The organism is Rhodococcus sp. P-2, assembly GCF_016598535.1.
In the GTDB taxonomy this organism is placed as follows: Bacteria; Actinomycetota; Actinomycetes; order Mycobacteriales; family Mycobacteriaceae; genus Rhodococcus_F; species Rhodococcus_F baikonurensis.
Map to the genome: position 1 here is coordinate 2609116 of NZ_CP066779.1, position 17094 is coordinate 2626209.

Annotated in this window: 18 protein-coding genes; 6 read left to right on the forward strand and 12 right to left on the reverse strand. The window is 62.1% G+C overall.

Going from position 1 to position 17094, the window contains the following annotated elements; all coding sequences use genetic code 11:
- Positions 1-17: 17 nt before the first annotated feature.
- Positions 18-446, forward strand: coding sequence for a VOC family protein (locus I7X09_RS12505; RefSeq protein ID WP_003940449.1), 429 nt, complete (start codon positions 18-20; stop codon positions 444-446).
- Here the strand turns inward: I7X09_RS12505 and I7X09_RS12510 are convergent.
- Genes I7X09_RS12510 through I7X09_RS12530 form a run of 5 tightly spaced genes read right to left on the reverse strand, consistent with a single transcriptional unit; the run spans position 409 to position 4291 of the window.
- On the reverse strand, positions 409-702 hold the full coding sequence (locus I7X09_RS12510; protein ID WP_124569576.1) for an Ada metal-binding domain-containing protein: 294 nt from the start codon (positions 700-702) through the stop codon (positions 409-411). The two genes, I7X09_RS12505 and I7X09_RS12510, sit on opposite strands and share 38 nt — an antisense overlap.
- Positions 692-1411 carry a 2OG-Fe(II) oxygenase gene (locus I7X09_RS12515; protein ID WP_200317068.1) on the reverse strand — a complete coding sequence of 240 codons (720 nt, stop codon included), beginning with the start codon at positions 1409-1411 and terminating at the stop codon, positions 692-694. The genes I7X09_RS12510 and I7X09_RS12515 overlap by 11 nt, the downstream gene beginning before the upstream one ends.
- 21 nt (positions 1412-1432) lie before the next feature.
- A complete protein-coding gene (locus tag I7X09_RS12520; protein ID WP_234036898.1) occupies positions 1433-2410 on the reverse strand; it encodes an ABC transporter substrate-binding protein in 978 nt (325 codons plus the stop codon).
- 38 nt (positions 2411-2448) lie between these two features.
- Complete coding sequence (locus tag I7X09_RS12525; RefSeq protein ID WP_200317072.1) at positions 2449-3825, reverse strand: MFS transporter; 1377 nt, start codon at positions 3823-3825, stop codon at positions 2449-2451.
- A 46-nt stretch (positions 3826-3871) separates the two neighbouring features.
- The gene (locus I7X09_RS12530) at positions 3872-4291 is read right to left on the reverse strand and encodes a MerR family transcriptional regulator (protein ID WP_095971989.1); all 420 of its coding nucleotides are present in this window, start codon (positions 4289-4291) and stop codon (positions 3872-3874) included.
- A 132-nt stretch (positions 4292-4423) separates the two neighbouring features.
- Here I7X09_RS12530 and I7X09_RS12535 point away from each other — a divergent pair, with 132 nt between their 5' ends.
- From I7X09_RS12535 to I7X09_RS12545, 3 genes are all read left to right on the forward strand, one after another.
- On the forward strand, positions 4424-5833 hold the full coding sequence (locus I7X09_RS12535) for an ABC1 kinase family protein (RefSeq protein WP_095971988.1): 1410 nt from the start codon (positions 4424-4426) through the stop codon (positions 5831-5833).
- A 77-nt stretch (positions 5834-5910) separates the two neighbouring features.
- Positions 5911-7638, forward strand: coding sequence for a PucR family transcriptional regulator (locus I7X09_RS12540; RefSeq protein ID WP_234036899.1), 1728 nt, complete (start codon positions 5911-5913; stop codon positions 7636-7638).
- Positions 7639-7717: 79 nt separating this feature from the next.
- Positions 7718-8833, forward strand: coding sequence for an NDMA-dependent alcohol dehydrogenase (locus tag I7X09_RS12545; protein ID WP_200317084.1), 1116 nt, complete (start codon positions 7718-7720; stop codon positions 8831-8833).
- A gap of 58 nt (positions 8834-8891) precedes the next feature.
- On the opposite strand, the gene I7X09_RS12550 is transcribed toward I7X09_RS12545, so the two are convergent.
- Positions 8892-9896 (reverse strand): alpha/beta hydrolase, encoded by a 1005-nt coding sequence (locus I7X09_RS12550; RefSeq protein ID WP_442800598.1) that lies wholly within the window; start codon positions 9894-9896, stop codon positions 8892-8894.
- 210 nt (positions 9897-10106) lie between these two features.
- Positions 10107-10697: a GlcG/HbpS family heme-binding protein gene (locus I7X09_RS12555; RefSeq protein WP_200317086.1), complete on the reverse strand. Its 591-nt coding sequence runs from the start codon at positions 10695-10697 to the stop codon at positions 10107-10109.
- A gap of 184 nt (positions 10698-10881) precedes the next feature.
- On the opposite strand from I7X09_RS12555, the gene I7X09_RS12560 reads away from it, so the two are divergent.
- Complete coding sequence (locus I7X09_RS12560; protein WP_095971983.1) at positions 10882-12051, forward strand: sensor histidine kinase; 1170 nt, start codon at positions 10882-10884, stop codon at positions 12049-12051.
- Positions 12048-12674, forward strand: coding sequence for a response regulator (locus I7X09_RS12565; RefSeq protein ID WP_124569571.1), 627 nt, complete (start codon positions 12048-12050; stop codon positions 12672-12674). Before I7X09_RS12560 ends, I7X09_RS12565 begins: the two co-directional genes overlap by 4 nt.
- A gap of 132 nt (positions 12675-12806) precedes the next feature.
- Here I7X09_RS12565 and I7X09_RS12570 read toward each other — a convergent pair whose 3' ends face one another.
- The 5 genes from I7X09_RS12570 to I7X09_RS12590 form a co-directional block, all read right to left on the reverse strand.
- On the reverse strand, positions 12807-13061 hold the full coding sequence (locus I7X09_RS12570; protein WP_234036900.1) for a hypothetical protein: 255 nt from the start codon (positions 13059-13061) through the stop codon (positions 12807-12809).
- A gap of 17 nt (positions 13062-13078) precedes the next feature.
- Positions 13079-14542 carry a benzaldehyde dehydrogenase gene (locus I7X09_RS12575; protein ID WP_200317089.1) on the reverse strand — a complete coding sequence of 488 codons (1464 nt, stop codon included), beginning with the start codon at positions 14540-14542 and terminating at the stop codon, positions 13079-13081.
- A 153-nt stretch (positions 14543-14695) separates the two neighbouring features.
- Positions 14696-15643 (reverse strand): helix-turn-helix domain-containing protein, encoded by a 948-nt coding sequence (locus tag I7X09_RS12580; protein ID WP_234036901.1) that lies wholly within the window; start codon positions 15641-15643, stop codon positions 14696-14698.
- 6 nt (positions 15644-15649) lie between these two features.
- A complete protein-coding gene (catC, locus tag I7X09_RS12585; protein WP_200317091.1) occupies positions 15650-15931 on the reverse strand; it encodes a muconolactone Delta-isomerase in 282 nt (93 codons plus the stop codon).
- Positions 15932-15945: 14 nt separating this feature from the next.
- Positions 15946-17067, reverse strand: a complete 1122-nt coding sequence (locus tag I7X09_RS12590) for a muconate/chloromuconate family cycloisomerase (protein WP_200317092.1) — start codon at positions 17065-17067, stop codon at positions 15946-15948.
- Positions 17068-17094: the final 27 nt, after the last annotated feature.

A 17094-nucleotide genomic window follows, 5' to 3' on the forward strand; every position in this document is an offset into this window, starting at 1 on the left:
CAGCGAAAGGCAGTTTCATGGACTGGACCCTCGAAGTAGTCATCGTCCCCGTCAGTGACCTCGACCGCTCCATCGAGTTCTACCGTGACAAGGTCGGTTTCGATCTCGACCACCACACCGTCAACGAACACATGACGGTCGCCCAGCTCACTCCGCGTGGTTCGGGCTGCTCGATCGTCATCGGCAACCTGCCGTCGCAAACCGAGATGGCCCCTGGTTCGTTGAAGGGATTGCAGTTGGTCGTGGCCGACGCTGCGGCGGCTCGCCAAGAGCTCATCGACCGCGGCGTCGATGCCAGTGAGGTCACCGTCTTCGACGAGCGTGACGGGGGCACCTTCTTCGGATTCGCCGACCCGGACGGCAATACCTGGGCTGTCCAGCAACTGAAGGTCCGCGGCGACAAGCCGCTCATTCCGAAGGAGTACCGCGACCGCTTCGGTGCGTAGTGGCTGCCTTCCATGCTGCGTAACCTTCGGGCATGCAGACGGCGCAGGGGCGATAGCCGGCCGCAATCGCGGTCGGCTCGTCCGCGAAGAACACCCGACTGGCGACGTACCCACCGCGTGCGATTGCCTGCGCAGCCCCTCGACAGTCGAGCCGCCCGTAGATCTTCGTTTTCCGATGCCCACCAAGCGCACCGGGCGTCGAACTCTCGTAGGGTTTGTTGCGAGCGTCGCGGAGGATGTACGTCTTACTCGGCATCATGAAGCACCAATCCCAATGTTCGACGCGTGCCGGAGTGCACCACGCTGACACCATGCCGCACAGGTGCTCTCGACCACCCACGCGAACTCTGAACCGGCCGATCCCCCGTGGTGAAGATCAACGCGTGCCCCTGTTCGAGCACCGTCACCGTCGCTTTCGACTGGGCGCGCGGCCGCTGTTCCACGAGCAAGAACTCGCCGCCGGAGTGGTCGATGCGAGGTCTGTCGAGTCCGATCACGATTTGCAAGGGAAATACCAACTCTCCGTACAGGTCCCGATGCAGAGCATTCCAGTCGCCGGGTCCGTAGGACAGAAGAATCGGGGTCGGCCGATTCTGGCCGGCGTCGTGGCACTGATCGATCCATTCTTCGAAACTGTCCGGCCACGGCGCACTGTCCCCCAGTTCGAACGCCCACTCCCGCGCCACGGGCAGCAGGTGCCGGTAGAAGGCCGCTCGCATAGCCGTGATCGGCTCCGGTACGGGATCACCGAAGTACCGGTACTCCCCCTGGCCGAAGCGGTATCGAGCCATGTCGACGGTGCTCCGAAAGCGGTCGACCTCCGAGTACCAGGAAGCGATTTCGCGACACTCCGACTCGTCGAGTATCGGCGCCGCCTGTGCACACCCACTGGCGTTGATTCCCTCGATCAGCGCAGGCCAATCGAGGGAATCAACTCGAGCAGGCAGATCGGTGAAGAGGTCCATACGTCGTAGACGACGCAGCGGTCAGGAATGTGAGAATGCCAGCAGTTGGTCAGCCAGAGAGTTGTACGTACGGGCGATCCCGGCATAACTGAGCACGGGTTCCGGATTCCAGGTGCCGACCTTCCCTGCCTTCACCGCGGGCAAGTTGGACCACGCAGGATTGGTGCCGAGCGAATCCAGTTGCAAACTGGACGGGCGGTCGTCGAGGAAGATCATGTCGGCCGGATAGTGGTCCGCCATCTCCCAGGCCAGTTTCTCGACGTAGACCGACGAGCCCTCGGCCGGATCGACGACGGCAAGGCCCAGACCCTTCAGATCAGCGAGGATCGGGAATCCCGAACGACTGACACGAATCGTGTCCGGATCTGCGGACACGAACAAAACCGGTGATTTCTTCAGGGAGGAAGCAACTTCGGAGATTCGCTCACGCGCAGCGCGGTAGTCCTCTCTCTGCCCTCCCAGATCCTGGTCCGCTCCGAGTTCCACGGCCAGTTGCACAATGTCCTGCACGATGGAATCGATGTTTCCTGTTGCTGTTTCCACGAAAAGTACTGACGACAAGCCTTTCACTGCATCCAAGTTCGCCTCGTCGAGTAATGCCGACCCGCGCAACTGAGGGACGATGACGACGTCCGGCTCGAGCGCAGCGATCTTCTCGAGTTCCACTTGTCCCCAGAGTTGCCCGACCATGTCGGTCTTCGAGAAATCCAAGTTGCCGGAGATGCTGGTGTCCGTCGATCCCGGAGATCGTGTCAGTGCCCCGAAAACACCGACCGGCACCAGTCCGTAATCCCACAGAGCACCGGCGATACCGGTGTAGGCGACAAATGTCCTTGGCGGTGAATCCAATTCGATCAGGTTTCCGCGATCATCGGTGAAGGACCAGCCTGCATCGCCTACACCCCCGTCGTCTGCACCCGAGCGCGAGCAACCGGCCACTGCCAGTGAGGCAGCCAATCCCGCTGCGGCGCCGAGGAACCTGCGGCGATTCCAGTCCATCACGAGACACCTGTGCGGTCGTGGAGTGAGCAGCGTGGTCATGTGTGTGCCCTTTCGGCGATGGGTTGAACTGTTGCAGGAGTTGACGAACGAGAAAAGAGAAGGATCGATGTAAAACCTGTGAGCATTCCGACGCCCGCGCAGAAGACCAACGGCCACAGCAGGGCGAACTCGTCCGAACCAGCGAAGAGTGAGCCGCACAACGCAATTCCGACGGCAAGCCCGAATTGACGCGACGAGTTGGCTGTTGCCGAAGCGGTCCCGGCGCGCTCTGTCGGGGCATCCGACATCGCCGCGCCCGGCAGCACCGGCGATACCATCGCCGAACCGACACCGGTCAGAATCAGCCCGGCGATCAGCGCGGGCCAGAGCGGCTCGACGAGAACGTACAGCATGGCCACGCAACCGATTCCGCACAGGACCGTCCCGAATCCGAGCGACAGTCGAAGGTCGACTCGCTGAAGCCGTGATCCACACAGCGCCGACACTGTGACAAAAGCGAGCGGTTGAATCGAGAGCACAAGTGCGGCCGTCGATGCCGACAGTCCCAGCCCGTTCTGCAGCCACAGTGAAAGAACCACGAGCGGGCCGTAGGCTGCGAGGTAGTACCCGAACGCCGCGACGAGAACGCCGTCGAATTTCAGGGATCGGAACAATGCCGGATCGAGCATCGGGCTGCCGCTTCGACGCTGCCAGGACACAAAGGCCGTCAGCGCACCGATTGCGATCAAGAATGCCAGAACTGTCGACGACGAAGTCCACCCGACGTCGCCGCCCCACGTCACGCCGAGAACCGCGGCAACGGCAGCGACGGTGAACAGAAGCATTCCGGCCCAGTCGATGTTGTCGCCGCCGCGCTCACTGTCTTCGAAGCAGAACACAGCCATCACGAGCGCCACTGCGGCCACGGGGATTCCGAAATAGAAGACCGCACGCCAGTCGAAGAACTGCGTCAGCAGCCCTCCTGCAACATTTCCGATTCCCGCTGCCAATCCGGCGACGGCTCCCCACGCGGCAAAAGCCACGTGCCGATCACGATCCGAATATGCGTCGCCGAGCAGCGGCAGGAGCGTCGCGAACATCGCCGCACCGGCAATTCCTTGAGCGCCACGGGCTACGACCAGAACCGTGACGTCGGGAGCAATCGCGCACACAGCCGTTGCCACCAGGAACACGACCAGTCCGCAGATGTAGAGGCGTTTGCGTCCCCACGCATCGCCGAGTGCGCCCATGCCCACCAGAAGAGCAGCCAACGCCAGCGTGTAGGCGTCGACGACCCAGGACATCGCGCCTGTACTGCCGTCCAAACCGACCGCGATGGCCGGCACCGCGATCGTCGTGATCGTGGCGTACGTCAGTAACAGAAAAGTTCCGATGCATGCGGCGATGAGCGGCAGCCATCGTCGTGCCGACATGGTCAACCTCCGGATAGGGCGGTAAGTGCGCCCTAACTATGGAGGTTCAAGTCAACTTGAAGTCAAGCGCTGCTTCGACGCGTTTGTCGAGCTGCTCGAGCAACCACGCGCACTGCATCGGACGCTCTTGCCGACACGTCAGGTGATGCTCGAGAATAAGTTTCGCTCGCGTAGCGGCGGCGATCTGCGCCTCGAGGGTCGACACTTGATCTGCGAGAACCGTGGAGAACTGCTCGGACGTAGTGTCGGTTTCGATGAAGGACCGCACCTGTTCCAAGGACATTCCCGTCTCGGTGTACATCCGGATCAAGGCCAGGCGGCGCAGCTCACGCTGGCCGTACCAGCGTTTGCCGCCAGTTCGCGACCGCGCGGACAGCAGTCCTTCGTCCTCGTAATAGCGCAAGGTCGACGCCGCGATTCCGAACGATTGTGCAACCTCGCCGATCGGGATCAAGTGCTCACGCATTCACCGATCGTAGGCTGAATCCGTAGGCGGTTCCGGCAGTTATGTGTGACTTGGCATACTGACTAACGGAAGGGGTCGCGTAAGTGATCTCACGGCAAAATGCTGGATGCGCTCGTTGAACGAGGGAGAGCTGTGCTGGATCCAACGCGACCTGTCGGACCGTACTCGTCAGGAGTGCCCGCCTCTGCCCTCGAGGTCCGCATGCCGGACCTCGAACGCTTCGGCCTCGCCCAGCTGTGGCGTTCCGCGATCATCGCCGTCGTATTGTCCACGTCGATTATGTTGGCGCTGATCGTGTGGCCTTTCCGCAAGCGCGGACGCACGTGGGCAGACGCTGCCTCCGACGGGATGGTCGACGGATTCATCGCATTGGGTCCCACCTTCGTCAAGCTCGGCCAACTGGTCGCGTCGTCGTCCGGCCTGTTCCCGGCCCCGGTCGCCAATGCGTGCCTACGTTGTCTCGACGACGTTCCGTCCTTTCCTGCCGAGCAGGCTCGGAGCGTCGTGCTGACGGACCTCGGATACTCCGTGGACGACCTGTTCGCGAAGTTCGACGATGTACCTCTCGCGGCCGCGTCGGTTGCACAGGTGCACGCGTGCGTTCTGCACGACGGCCGAGAGGCCGTCATCAAGATCCAGCGTCCGGACATCTATGCGCGGATGCTGATCGACCTGCGGGCGGCGTACTGGGGCGCGAACATCCTCGAGAAGTTTGTCGAGTTCCTTCGAATTGCCAATGCCACCGCCATCATTCGCGATCTGCACAACGCCACGATGACGGAATTGAACAGCGCAGTCGAGGCCGACCGGCAGACCACCTTCCGGAACAACATCAGTGCGTTCGGCGACAACAAAGGAGTCACGACGCCGGAGGTCTACTGGGACTACTGCGGTCCCCGAGTCATCTGTATGGAACGCATGCGGGGCGTTCCGCTCGATCGGTTCGTCGCCGGTCCGGACGGAATCGACGAAGCCCGAATGCTGATCCGGCGCGGTGTGAAGGTCTGGCTCGAATCTGTCATCGTTCACGGTCCGTTCCACGGAGACGTACATGCCGGGAATCTGTGGGTCCTCGACGACGGCCGGATAGCGATGCTCGACTTCGGCATTGTCGGAGTTCTTCCGGAAACGTGGCGCTCGATCCTGTCCGATATGTTCCGCGCGACTCTCATCGACGGGGATTTCGCCCGCGTCGCTCGCGGAATTCGATCCTTGGGTTATGCAACCGACTACGAAGTCGACGACGCTCAACTCGGAATGCAGGTGGCGACAGCCCTCGCCCCGATTCTCGGCCGTGACCTGGGTGAACTCAAGCTCAGTGAATTGATCATGGCACTGATTCAATTGGGCAAACAGTGGGGTGTCGCGAGTCCCGAGGAATTGGTTCTTTTCGGTAAGCAACTCGGATACTTCGAGCGATATGCGACGGCGTTGGCACCCGGTTGGGTGATCGGCCAAGACCTTTATCTGTTCAAGAACGTATTTCCCGAGGCAGTCGCCGAAAAAGCACAAGAACTCGGCATCACGATGCCTGACGAATAAATTTGTCCCCTATTTCCTTATTCTGCATTTCGCCTGTCGGGGTTAGCCTGTAATGACCAACCGGCCGAGGAGCAAATGTGCAGCCACTTTCTGTAGCCCTCCCGCACGCGTCGACAAGTCCGAGGAGTAACGGGCCGCGTGTCGGCACCACCCTCGGCGCCCTCATGCATTCCACGGACAAGTCCGTGATCGAGCTTCTGGAAAGCCCGGACGGGCTTGACATCGACATCCGTTCGATCGCCCTCGTCGAGTCCTCCGACATCGACGGCACCGACAGCCGAGGTGCGATCTCCGACATCTACCTTCCCGTCGGAGTTCCGGAGTCGACGCTGACGCAGTGGCTACGAAGGTTCGAAGGCAGGCCGTCACGGCGTCGGCCGAAGCTCTTGCTCGTCAAGAATGCGCGCGAGGCGACGACGGTACTCAACGCCGCACGAGGCATCGGAATCGCCGTGGCCGCGGTCCATCCGCAGGCCAGCTCCGGGCACGTTTACTCGCTGGTACAACGACTTCTGACGCAGAGTTCGTATCGTTCACGGGCCGCGGCGGGTGCAGTACCGGGAGGCGACTCCGATCTGTTCGCACTCTCCGAAACGATCGCTGAACTGACCGGCGGCCTCGTGACGATCGACGACACTGCACTCCACGTCATCGCGTATTCGGCTGCTCACGAGGGTGAAGACGAGCTCCGTCAACTCTCCATACTCGGCCGGGAGTGGCCGATCGAATACACCGAATGGATAGAGAGCAGAGGCGTGTTCGAGCATCTCAGGCGCTCGGACGAGGTCATCAGTCTGCCCTCCGAGCCGGGCATCGGAGCCGCGCACCGGCTGGCAGTGAGTATCACTCGCCCGGACCTGTCCGCGCCGACGGGTTCCGTTGCACACCAACACAATCTCGGCAGCATCTGGGTGCAGCAGGCGTCAGGACCACTGTCGGACGACGCGGGCGCGGTATTGCGTGGTGCAGCGGCCGTCGCCGCACGCATTCTCATGCGGACGCTGGACGCGTCCAGCCGCGAAAATGATCAAGTGCAAAGGTTGTTCGGTGTTCGCTCCGGCGGAATCGACGTGCACTCCCTCGCCGGCTCCTTCGGCATCAGCACCGACGGCCCCGCTGCGGTCGTCGGATTCGCGACCTCCCTCGAGCCCGGATCGGATCTCGATCGAATCACCAACGCCTTGCGCTTGCGCGCCAGCGCATTCCGCAGCGACGCGGTCACGACGATCATCGACCACCGGATCTACGTGCTGTTTCCTCGGGCCGAAAACGAGGTCGCGATCAGCGACTGGGCTTACGACACCGTGCGAGTACTCGAGAATCGTGCGGGCATCAGCGTCCGTGCCGCCGTGGCGGTACCGATCGCGCGGTTGCACGGTGTGCCCGAGGCGCGTCGAGAGGTAGACCGCGTGCTCGATACCACTGATGATCACGACACCGCGAAGGTCACCACACTCGCGGCGTCACGCACCGCGGTGTTGCTGGGCGAAATCCTCGATCTCGTCGCCGATCACGAGCGACTACGTGACCCTCGTATCGACAGACTCATCTCCTACGACGACAAGAACACTTCTGACATGCAGTTCACGCTCACGGCCTATCTGACGGCTTTCGGGGACGTGAAGAAGGCCGCTTCCTCACTGAAAGTTCATCCGAACACGCTGCGCTATCGCATTCGGCGTGCTGAACAGATCATGGGCATTTCGTTGGACGAGCCGGATACGCGCCTGCTCACCGAACTACAACTCGCCATCCTGGGACGTGCCCCGGACGAGTCTGAAAGATACGAAACGTCCGATCAGTGAGATGGGCCTCGAGCCCACCCTGAACTCTCGAGTAGACAACTGAGGAATCCGAAGAACAACTCTCACCTCAGGAGATACCTTGCGCACTCGTGGAGCCGTCATTCGCCAAGCACCAGGCACATACGAGGTGGTCGATCTCGAACTCGATTCACCCCGCAGCGGCGAACTCACCGTCAAGATGGTCGCCTCCGGCTTGTGCCACTCGGACGATCACATCGCCAGCGGCGACCACGGAGTCGGCCGCTATCCCATCTGCGGCGGACACGAAGGCGCCGGAATCGTCGTCGAGGTCGGGCCGAATACCGAAGGGTGGTCCGAGGGTGATCATGTCGTGTTCTCGTTCCTCGCCGCCTGCGGCCGTTGCCGGTGGTGCGCAAGCGGAATCCAGAACCTGTGCGACAACGGCGCCGCCATCATGACCGGCAGCAGGCCCGGCGAAACCTCGAGTTACAGAATGTCTCTCGACGGTCAGCCCGTGGCCCAGACCTGCGGCCTGTCCACCTTCAGTGAATACACCACGGTCAGCACTCTCTCGGCCGTGAAAGTCGACAAGCACCTGCCTCTCGACGCTCTGTGCCTGCTCGGCTGCGGCGTCGGAACCGGGTGGGGCGCCGCGGTCAACTCCGCTCAGGTCTATCCCGGGCAGACCGTCATCGTCATGGGAGTCGGCGGAATCGGAATCAATGCGGTACAGGGCGCCTCGCATGCCGGTGCCGCCCACGTGATCGCGGTGGACCCGGTCGCCTTCAAGCGTGACAGTGCATTGAAGTTGGGCGCGACCCATGCCGTGGCCACCATGGAGGAAGCCACCGACATCGCGCGCTCGTTCACCAACGGCCAGGGCGCGGATTCCGCCATCGTCACCGTCGGCGTCACCACCGGCGAACATGTCGCGCAGGCGTTCTCGTCGATCCGCAAGGCAGGAACGTGCGTCGTCACCGGTCTCGGGAAGATGACGGACGTCGGCATTCCCGTGAGCCTGATGGAGCTCACCTTGTACCAGAAGAGAATTCAAGGTTCCTTGTTCGGGGCGTCCAATCCCACCGCCGACATTCCCTGGATGATCGATCTCTACACCAGCGGCAAACTCGAACTCGACGGCCTCATCACCAACCGGTACAGCCTCGACCAGATCAACAACGGATTCGCCGACATGCATGCCGGTCGCAATATGCGCGGAATCATCACCTTCTGAGCGATGTCTCTCCGGGCTTGACTCGTCAGCAAGTCCGGAGAGATCCTTCACATCAGCGTCACCAGGCATTCATGGTGTCGAGGATTTGTCCTCTGACCATCCACAATTCAGCGGACCAGTACGGCCACGAGTGAATACCGGCGGGCGGAAAGCTGTACGTCGCTGGGATTCCCAAGGACTTCAGGCGAATTTCGAATGCCCGCGCGTGTACCCACGAGAGCGCCTCCAGTCCCATACCCGTCGCGGTGTGGAAATAGTCGATCGGCGCAGACGGATGATCGTACGGTCCCGGGATGCCGTTGGACGACGAAATGTACATCGACAGTCCGCGAAGCGATTCCGCGTTGACGAACGGGTCGTTCCGAAGCCACCCGGATGACCACGGCGGGCCCCACATCGAATCGACGTTGTACCGGCCGGCGTCGAACATGGCTACGCGGATCGCTTCGCGCATACCCGGGCCCGAGATATTGATGTAGCCGGACAGCGAGCCGGCGAACTTGAACTGATCCCGATGATGCCCCGCCAGGTTCAATGCGGCACTACCGCCCATCGACAACCCGATGATCGCATTATTTGTTGGTGAAACACCGTACCCTGCAAGGAAGTCCGGAAGCTCACGGGTGAGAAATGTTTCCCACCGGTACGTTATCGGCTGAGCGTTGAAATTGGACGGCGCGTACCAATCCGTGTAGAAACTCGACTCACCGCCGACCGGCATCACCAACGTGATGTTGTCGTTGCGGTACTGATCGAGTGCGTTCGTTTCGAAACTCCAAGCATTCCTGTCGTTTTGCGCTCGAAGACCGTCGAGCAAGTACAGCGCGGCGTTGCCACCGCGCGCGGCCCACTGCACCTGAACCTTGATGTTTCCCATCGAAGACGGGACCCACAACTCGTCGTAACCACCCCATGGCGCCGAGTGCGCCGGAGTCACGCCATGGGCCGGAGTGGCACTCGCGGCGGTCGGACCGAACATACCGCCGAGAAGAAGCATCGACAACAACGCCGCTACGAGCACCCGTACCCGCCGTGTATTGCGCTCGGGCAACGTGAATCTGATTCTCTGCAAGGTTGTGTCTTTCCCCGAAACTGCGCATCAAGAAACTCGCTTCGGTAAGTGCATCGTCGGTTCCACTGTCGACGTGTTTGTCCCTTTCCGGGGGCTCCGGTGTTACAAAGTCGAGGTCATCGCGGCAAACGGACAACTGTCGTGCCGAACGAATCCAGGTGGCGAAAAGCACAATTCACGATGCGCGCTGTCCGCGCTCACTCAGCCGAGGGACGAAGCGATCGCGTCTCGCCCCGCAGCAGCGCAAGCTTGGTCCTGCATTCCGTCTGGAGCACCACCGACACCGATACCGGCGATCGAGGCGGATCCGGACTTCAATGTGACTCCACCTGCAAGGAAGAGGGTGCCGGGAAGGTCGGCGATGGTCGATCCCTCACCTTTGGTACGCTGCGAGAGGTCACTGGTGTCGGCTCCGAAAGCTGCAGAGGTGTATGCCTTCTCGCGTGAGGCCTCCACCGTGTGCTGCGCCGCGTTGTCGCCTCGCACCATGGCGATGACGTTTCCTGCCCGGTCGACGACGGAGACGGTGACAAATCCGAGCCCGTCGGCACGGCATTTGGCCATGGCCGCACCGGCGGCCTTCACTGCTGCGTCGGCGCTGAGTCGATTCTGACTGACCACCGCCGAATCGCCAGTCGCAGCAGGCTGCTGCGTGGCAGAAATCGACGTCGTGCTCGATGCGTTCGCCACCGGCGTGTCGGTGGTCGAGCAGGCGGCGCTTGCAAGGATCGCGACAACCGGAACGGCGACAGCGAGCGTACGGGGAAGTCGGGTGTAGATGCGGTGGTTCATGGCGGGCACACTTTCAGTCGAATGGTTCGAAACCGTCCACTACAGCGTCGCGTCCCGGCGCGGGTGCGCACATCGGGCGCTCGGGTGACGAACCGTGCCCCATCTGGTTGTCCAGATATCATCCGAATGGTTGATACGACGGCCTGGCGCCCTCCGTAATATTCGAGGGATGAGTAACGGAGCGATGAACGCCGACGCCGAACTCGGCCTACGCGGCCCGTTGGCGTATGCGATCCACGCGTCGTTCTTCGTACTGTTGTCGACATCGGGAGTTCGGTACGTCACAGTCCACGGGACAAGCGGTCGGTTCGGGGTGGTGCTCGTTCTGGCCGGGGTTCTCGCCGTGCTCTACGCCGTCATGGCTACGGTGTCTTCGCGAGATGTGGTTCGCCAACGGCTGTGGATGTGGCCGGTACTGAGCACCTGGGCAGCACTGGTCTGGCTTGCACCGAGTTTCGCGTGGTGCGCGTTCCCCGTTCTCTTCCTCTGTATTCGCCTGTACCCGAGCAAAATCGCCTACCCACTCGTCGGGATCCTGGGCGTCCTCGCCGGTATCGCGTTCTACCGGGTCACCGGTCGTGCCGAATTGGTGACACTGCTCGGACCTCTGTGCACCGCGGCACTGGTCGCGGCAGCCTACGGGCAGATGGAACGAGATGCCCGAGAACGCCTTCGGCTTCTACGCCAGGTAGCAGAAGCGCAATCTGCATTGGCAGATACCGAACGTGCCGCCGGCGTTGCCGCTGAGCGAGAGCGCCTCGCGCGCGAAATCCACGACACCGTTACACAGGGACTGGCGAGCGCCCTTCTACGACTCGAGGCAGCCGAACAAACTTGGAACACAACGGGTTCGCCGTCTCGCGCCGATGTCGATGCCGCGGCAGAGAACATCCGCACGAGCCTGATGCAGAGTCGAGATCTCGTCCACGATCTGGCGCCGACCAAGGGCGGTACGGGCAACTTCGACGCCTTGGTCGTGTCTGCGGCCCGGCAGTTCGTCCCGGCCGTTCGGATCCGCACCGTCGGTGAAGCCGTCATCCTGCCCTCGGACGTAGCTCATGCCATCGTGCGAGTGGTCTCGAGCGCGTCGTCCAACATCGCCCACCACGCCCGCGCCGACGCAGCGGGCGTGACGATCACGTATCTCGACGACTCCATCTCGGTAGACATCTTCGACGACGGCGTCGGCTTCGATCCGGGAAAACTCGCCGACCATTCTCGGTACGGTGGATACGGCCTACGTGCGATGCGGAGTCGCGTCGCGCAGCTCGGCGGATCGTTCACCGTGGAAAGCGCACCGGGAGACGGCACCGTCGTCGCGGCCCAGTTCCCGCTCGAACGGAGGATCCGGTGACCACCATTCGCGTCTTCCTCGTCGATGATCACCTGGTGGTGCGCGCTGGGCTGAGAGCGCTGCTGGACACTCAGCCGGACGTCGAAGTAGTCGGCGAAGCATCGTCCGGCGAGGAAGCGGCCACGGCGATACAGTCGGCCTCGCCGGATCTGGTGATGATGGATCTGGACATGGGCACCGGCATGCATGGTGCAGAGGCGATCAAACGGCTTCGAAACGACGGTCTCGATGTTCCCGTCCTGGTTTTCACGACGTATGACACCGACGCCGACGTCGTACGGGCGGTCGACGCCGGCGCCATCGGTTACCTACTCAAGGACTCGACGCCTGACGAGATCTTCGGCGCGGTGCGCGGGGCGGTTGCCGGGCGCAGCGTCCTCTCCCCTACCGTCGCCTCCCGTCTCGTTCAGCAGATGCAGCGCCCACAGGAAGCGCTCACCGCCCGTGAGTCCGAACTACTGAGCCTGCTCGCCGAGGGGATGACCAACCGCGAGCTGGGTAAAGCACTCTTCATCAGCGAGGCGACGGTGAAAACCCACCTCGGGCACATCTACGCCAAGCTCGGTGTCGATACCCGCTCTGCCGCAGTCTCCGTCGCACTACGTCGCGACGGAATACGCTGACCTCAGCAGCGGCCGAACAGCTCAGCCGCCCATTGCCTTACGCACTCCGTCGATCAGTTCGAGGAATTCGGTCTTGGGAGCGAAGTCGACGTACTCCGAGTCGTCGATCGCTCCCGGAACGTGACCGGGCGCCTAATAGAACACGTCGCCTGCATTGTAGGTCTGCCGCCCCGCTTCGGAATCTGTGTAGATCCTGCCCTTCAAGACGTATCCGTAGTGAGGACATTGACAGCGTCCCCCGTCCAGATGCGAGAACGGTTCGGCGAAGTTGGCACCGGCAGGCATTTTGACGTAGTTGACGATCATGTCGCCTTCTTCTCGCATCCGTAGTTCGAATTCGCCGTCCTGCAACACGATGGGAAGCTCGTGAGCCGAGATGGTGTGCATCGGAGTTCCTTTCGACTTCAGAACGGGAAGGACTGAGCGGCAGGCCGGCTGGTTCGCCACTGCCAGGTGGTGAATTCGTCCCAACTGCTTTGAGTTCCGAATCTCGCGCCGTTTCCCGAGGCACCCGCGCCGCCGAACGGTGCATAGGCATCGTTGTTCAAAGTCTGATCGTTGATGTGCACGATGCCGGTCCGAAGGCGGTCAGCGATCCGCTCGCCGCGTTCCACCGATCCTGTTTGTATGGCCGCCACCAGACCGTATTCGCTGTCATTGGCCAGCCTGACGGCCTCGTCTTCGTCCTTGACGACCACGACGGGCGCCACCGGCCCGAAAATCTCTTCGCGGAACGCGGGCATGTCCGAAGTGACGCCGGCCAGCACGGTCGGCTGATAGAACAGCCCTTCGTAGGTTCCGCCTGCGCGAATTTCGGCACCGGCTTCCTTGGTGTCCTGGACGATTCGATCGACGTTCGCGATCTGCCTCGCGTTGATGAGCGGCCCGAGAGCGACGTTGCCCGTATTGGGATCTCCGACCGGCAGGACCGAGGCACGCTTGGCCAGCAAGTCCAGGTACCGATCGGCAACCGACTCCAGCACGATGTGTCGGCCCGCGGTCATGCAGACCTGCCCCTGATGCAGGAACGATCCCCACGCACCGGCCGAACTCGCGGCATCCAAGTCTGCGTCGTCGAGAACGATCAGGGCGTTGTTCCCACCCAATTCCAGCGAGACACGCTTGAGCGTGCGGCCGGCCGTCTCTCCCACCTGCCGGCCGACTGCGGTCGAACCGGTGAAGGACACCATCGCGATCAGCGGGCTCTCGCACAACGCCTGACCTGGCTCCGCATCACCGGCGAGCACATGGAGTAGACCTTCAGGAAGGCCTGCAGCCGTGAACAACTCCGCGATGACAGCACCGCCGCTGATCGCGGTTTGAACATCCGGCTTCAGAACGACGGCGTTTCCGAGAGCCAAGGCCGGTGCGACAGCACGCATGGCAAGGAGCAGCGGGAAGTTCCACGGGCTGATCACGCCGATCACGCCGAGGGGTACCCGCCGGCCGATGCTCGATCGCCCGCGCTGGCTGGCGGGCAGGAGGTGACCGCACGGCTGCGTCGGCAGCGCCGACGCCTCCCACAGTTCGGAGATGACGAGATCAACTTCGAACGCGGCTTTCCCTGGTACCGAACCACCTTCGCGGATCAACCAGCGTTCCACTTCGGCTCGCTCCGCTTCCAAAATCTGCGCGGCCTTACGGATCACCGAAGCGCGGTCCTGTCCGATCGTGGCCGCCCACTCCGGCTGCGCCACCGACGCGATGTGTGCCGCTCGATCTATATCAGCAGCAGTGGCCGTCCCGATCACACCGAGCACCTCACCGGTTGCCGGTTCGACCGACTCGACGGTGTCACCGCTCCCGTCGATCCATTGGCCGCCGAAAATCTTTCCGTACCATTGCCGATTCGCGAGCAGATTCGTCATGAGTTCCTCGATTCGTAGCTTTCGCTGCAGTCCTCGCCGGTCGCGGGCCTGAGCTCTTCACGAGCTTGAAAAGCGATCTGGAACACACTCTGCCCCGGTATTCGGGCTCCGAGTTGTCGTGATCGGACACGTTTGTTGTTCGGATGCGACAGTTCAGTGAAGTTCGCGCACGTTCGGATCAGTCGAGCCACGTACTTCCGACGGTGCCGTACCGAATTCCGTCTTGAACGCCCGCGAAAAGGCCGGAGCGTCATGGAAACACCATCGTGCGGCCAGTACGGAGATCGAGTGATCTCGCAGCGAGGCGTCGGTGAGATCTCGGCGTACGCGAATCAACCGTTCTCGGCGAATCAGCGCATTGAGGGTAAGACCTCCGTCCCCGAAGTGACGCTGAACGGTTCGCGGCGACATGTGCAGCGCACCGGCGATCGATGTGACCGAGAGATCCGGAGAGTCGAGATTCCGAAGCGCATATCGCAAGATCTCCTCTCGCGCCGACCGTCCGGGTGCCGCGGGCGCAGTGTCTTGGACCAGAACTGCTGAAGCGAGATTGACGCCCGCATCTCCGAGAAGTCCTGCCGCGCTGCCGTCGACCTGGGATGCCACGGCGCCCGAGATGAAGTTCTGCAGCAATGCCCCGGATCCGCGTCGACCGTCGTGGATGCGTTCGAGCGCGCAGTTCAACTCTCGCTCGGTCAGACTCATTGCCGTGCGCGGCACGGTCATGACGGTGCACGACCAGTGGCCGTCGAAACGCAACGCGTACGAACGCTCCACGTCGTAGAGAATCATCGTGCCGGGCCGAGCCGTCAACTCGCGGTCGGATTGGCGCAGTATCGCACTCCCGGTTCGGACCGCGCAGATCTTGAGCAGATCACTACCGTGTCGCTTTGCTGCCCGTGTGCTCCGTCGCAGTATCTGAGGCGAACCGGAAATGTCGAAAGCGCCCACGTCCCCGAGACTTACGCCACTGACCGTGCCCACGGGCACGGTATCGACAGAGCTCTCGGGGCACAGGCCACCGAAGGTCTCCGACATCTCGCAGTGCCACTGCTGCACAGATTCCAGCAGGCTCGCAGGCGTGGCAGACACGGCAGACACGGCCGGCTACTTGATCGAAGATCCGTGCTGCGTCAACGGCATGACCTCGATGGTCATGTACGGGAACAAGGGGAGATTCCAGAGAATCTCGTGCAGTTCGTCAGGCGAGTCGACGTCGAAGATGCTGATGTTGCTGAACTGTCCCACTATTCGCCACAGATGCACCCACCTGCCCTGGCGCTGAAGGTCTTGTGAGTACTCCTTTTCCGTTGCGACGGTCTCGGCGCGAACTGCCGGATCCAGATCGCGTGGAATATCGACGTCCATCCGTACGTGAAACAGTGCCATGTTCTTCTTGTCCTCTAGTTCCTGGTCCAGGTCTTGACGGCGTCGATGTTCAGTTCGACTCCCAGCCCAGGCCCGGAGGGGAGGTGCAACTGCCCCTCGGAATACTTCAACGGCTCCTGAAGCAGTTCTTCACTGAAGAGCAGCGGACCGAAAAGCTCTGTTCCGAAGTTGATTCCGGGCTCGGCGCAGGCGAAGTGCAACGAAGCCGCTGTGCCGATCGGTCCTTCGATGGACGTCGCGCCGTGGCACGCGATACCCGCCGCCTTGGCGATCGCAACGATGTCGCGGCTGCGCTGGAGGCCACCGCACTTGGTGGTCTTGAGGGCGATGACATCGGCAGCACTCCGGCGAGCGATTTCCAGAGCGTCGTGCGGGGTCTGCACGCTCTCGTCCGCCATGATCGGAATCGGCAGTAGCCTACTGAGTTCGGCGAGGACCTCGATTTGGTCTGCCGGCGTGGGCTGTTCGATCAGTTCCACTCCGCCGTCGGCGAGTTGTGGCAGGTACCGAAGCGCGGTGAAGCGATCCCACCGCGCGTTGACGTCGACGCGGACGCCGGCGTGGCCGTCGAGCGCCTGCGCGATGCTGACGATGCGCGCGACGTCGACCGCTGGATCGAGTGCACCCATCTTGAGTTTGAAGCTGAAATTGAGCCTGGATTCCAGCTTTTCGTGAGCTTCTTCGATGATCTCGTCCGCCGGCGCTGCACCCAGCGCCCACGTGACGTCGACGCTCTCGCGGAAAGCCCCGCCGAGCAGCGTATGCACGGGAACTCCCAGGCTACGAGCCCAGGCGTCGTGCAACGCCACGTCGACGGCTGCCTTCGCGAATCGTGCATTGGCAACAATCTTTTCGATGTCTGCCATGATCGCGGTGATCTGATCCACACGTCTGCCGACCACCACCGGCGCGATGTACTTCTCGATGATGACCTGCATCGTCTCCACCGATTCGCCGCCCCACCACGGCCCGCCCGGAACGACACCTTCGCCGTATCCGACCACACCGTCGGATGTGCGAATCGCAACGAGCAACAACGGTTGCGCCGTCATCGACGTGGTGGCGAATTTGTGGGGGCGAACCAGAGGAACGTCGAGGATGGTCGTCTCGATGGAGACGATCGAGAGGTCTGTCATCACATCACTTTCTTTCGAGCAGTTGTG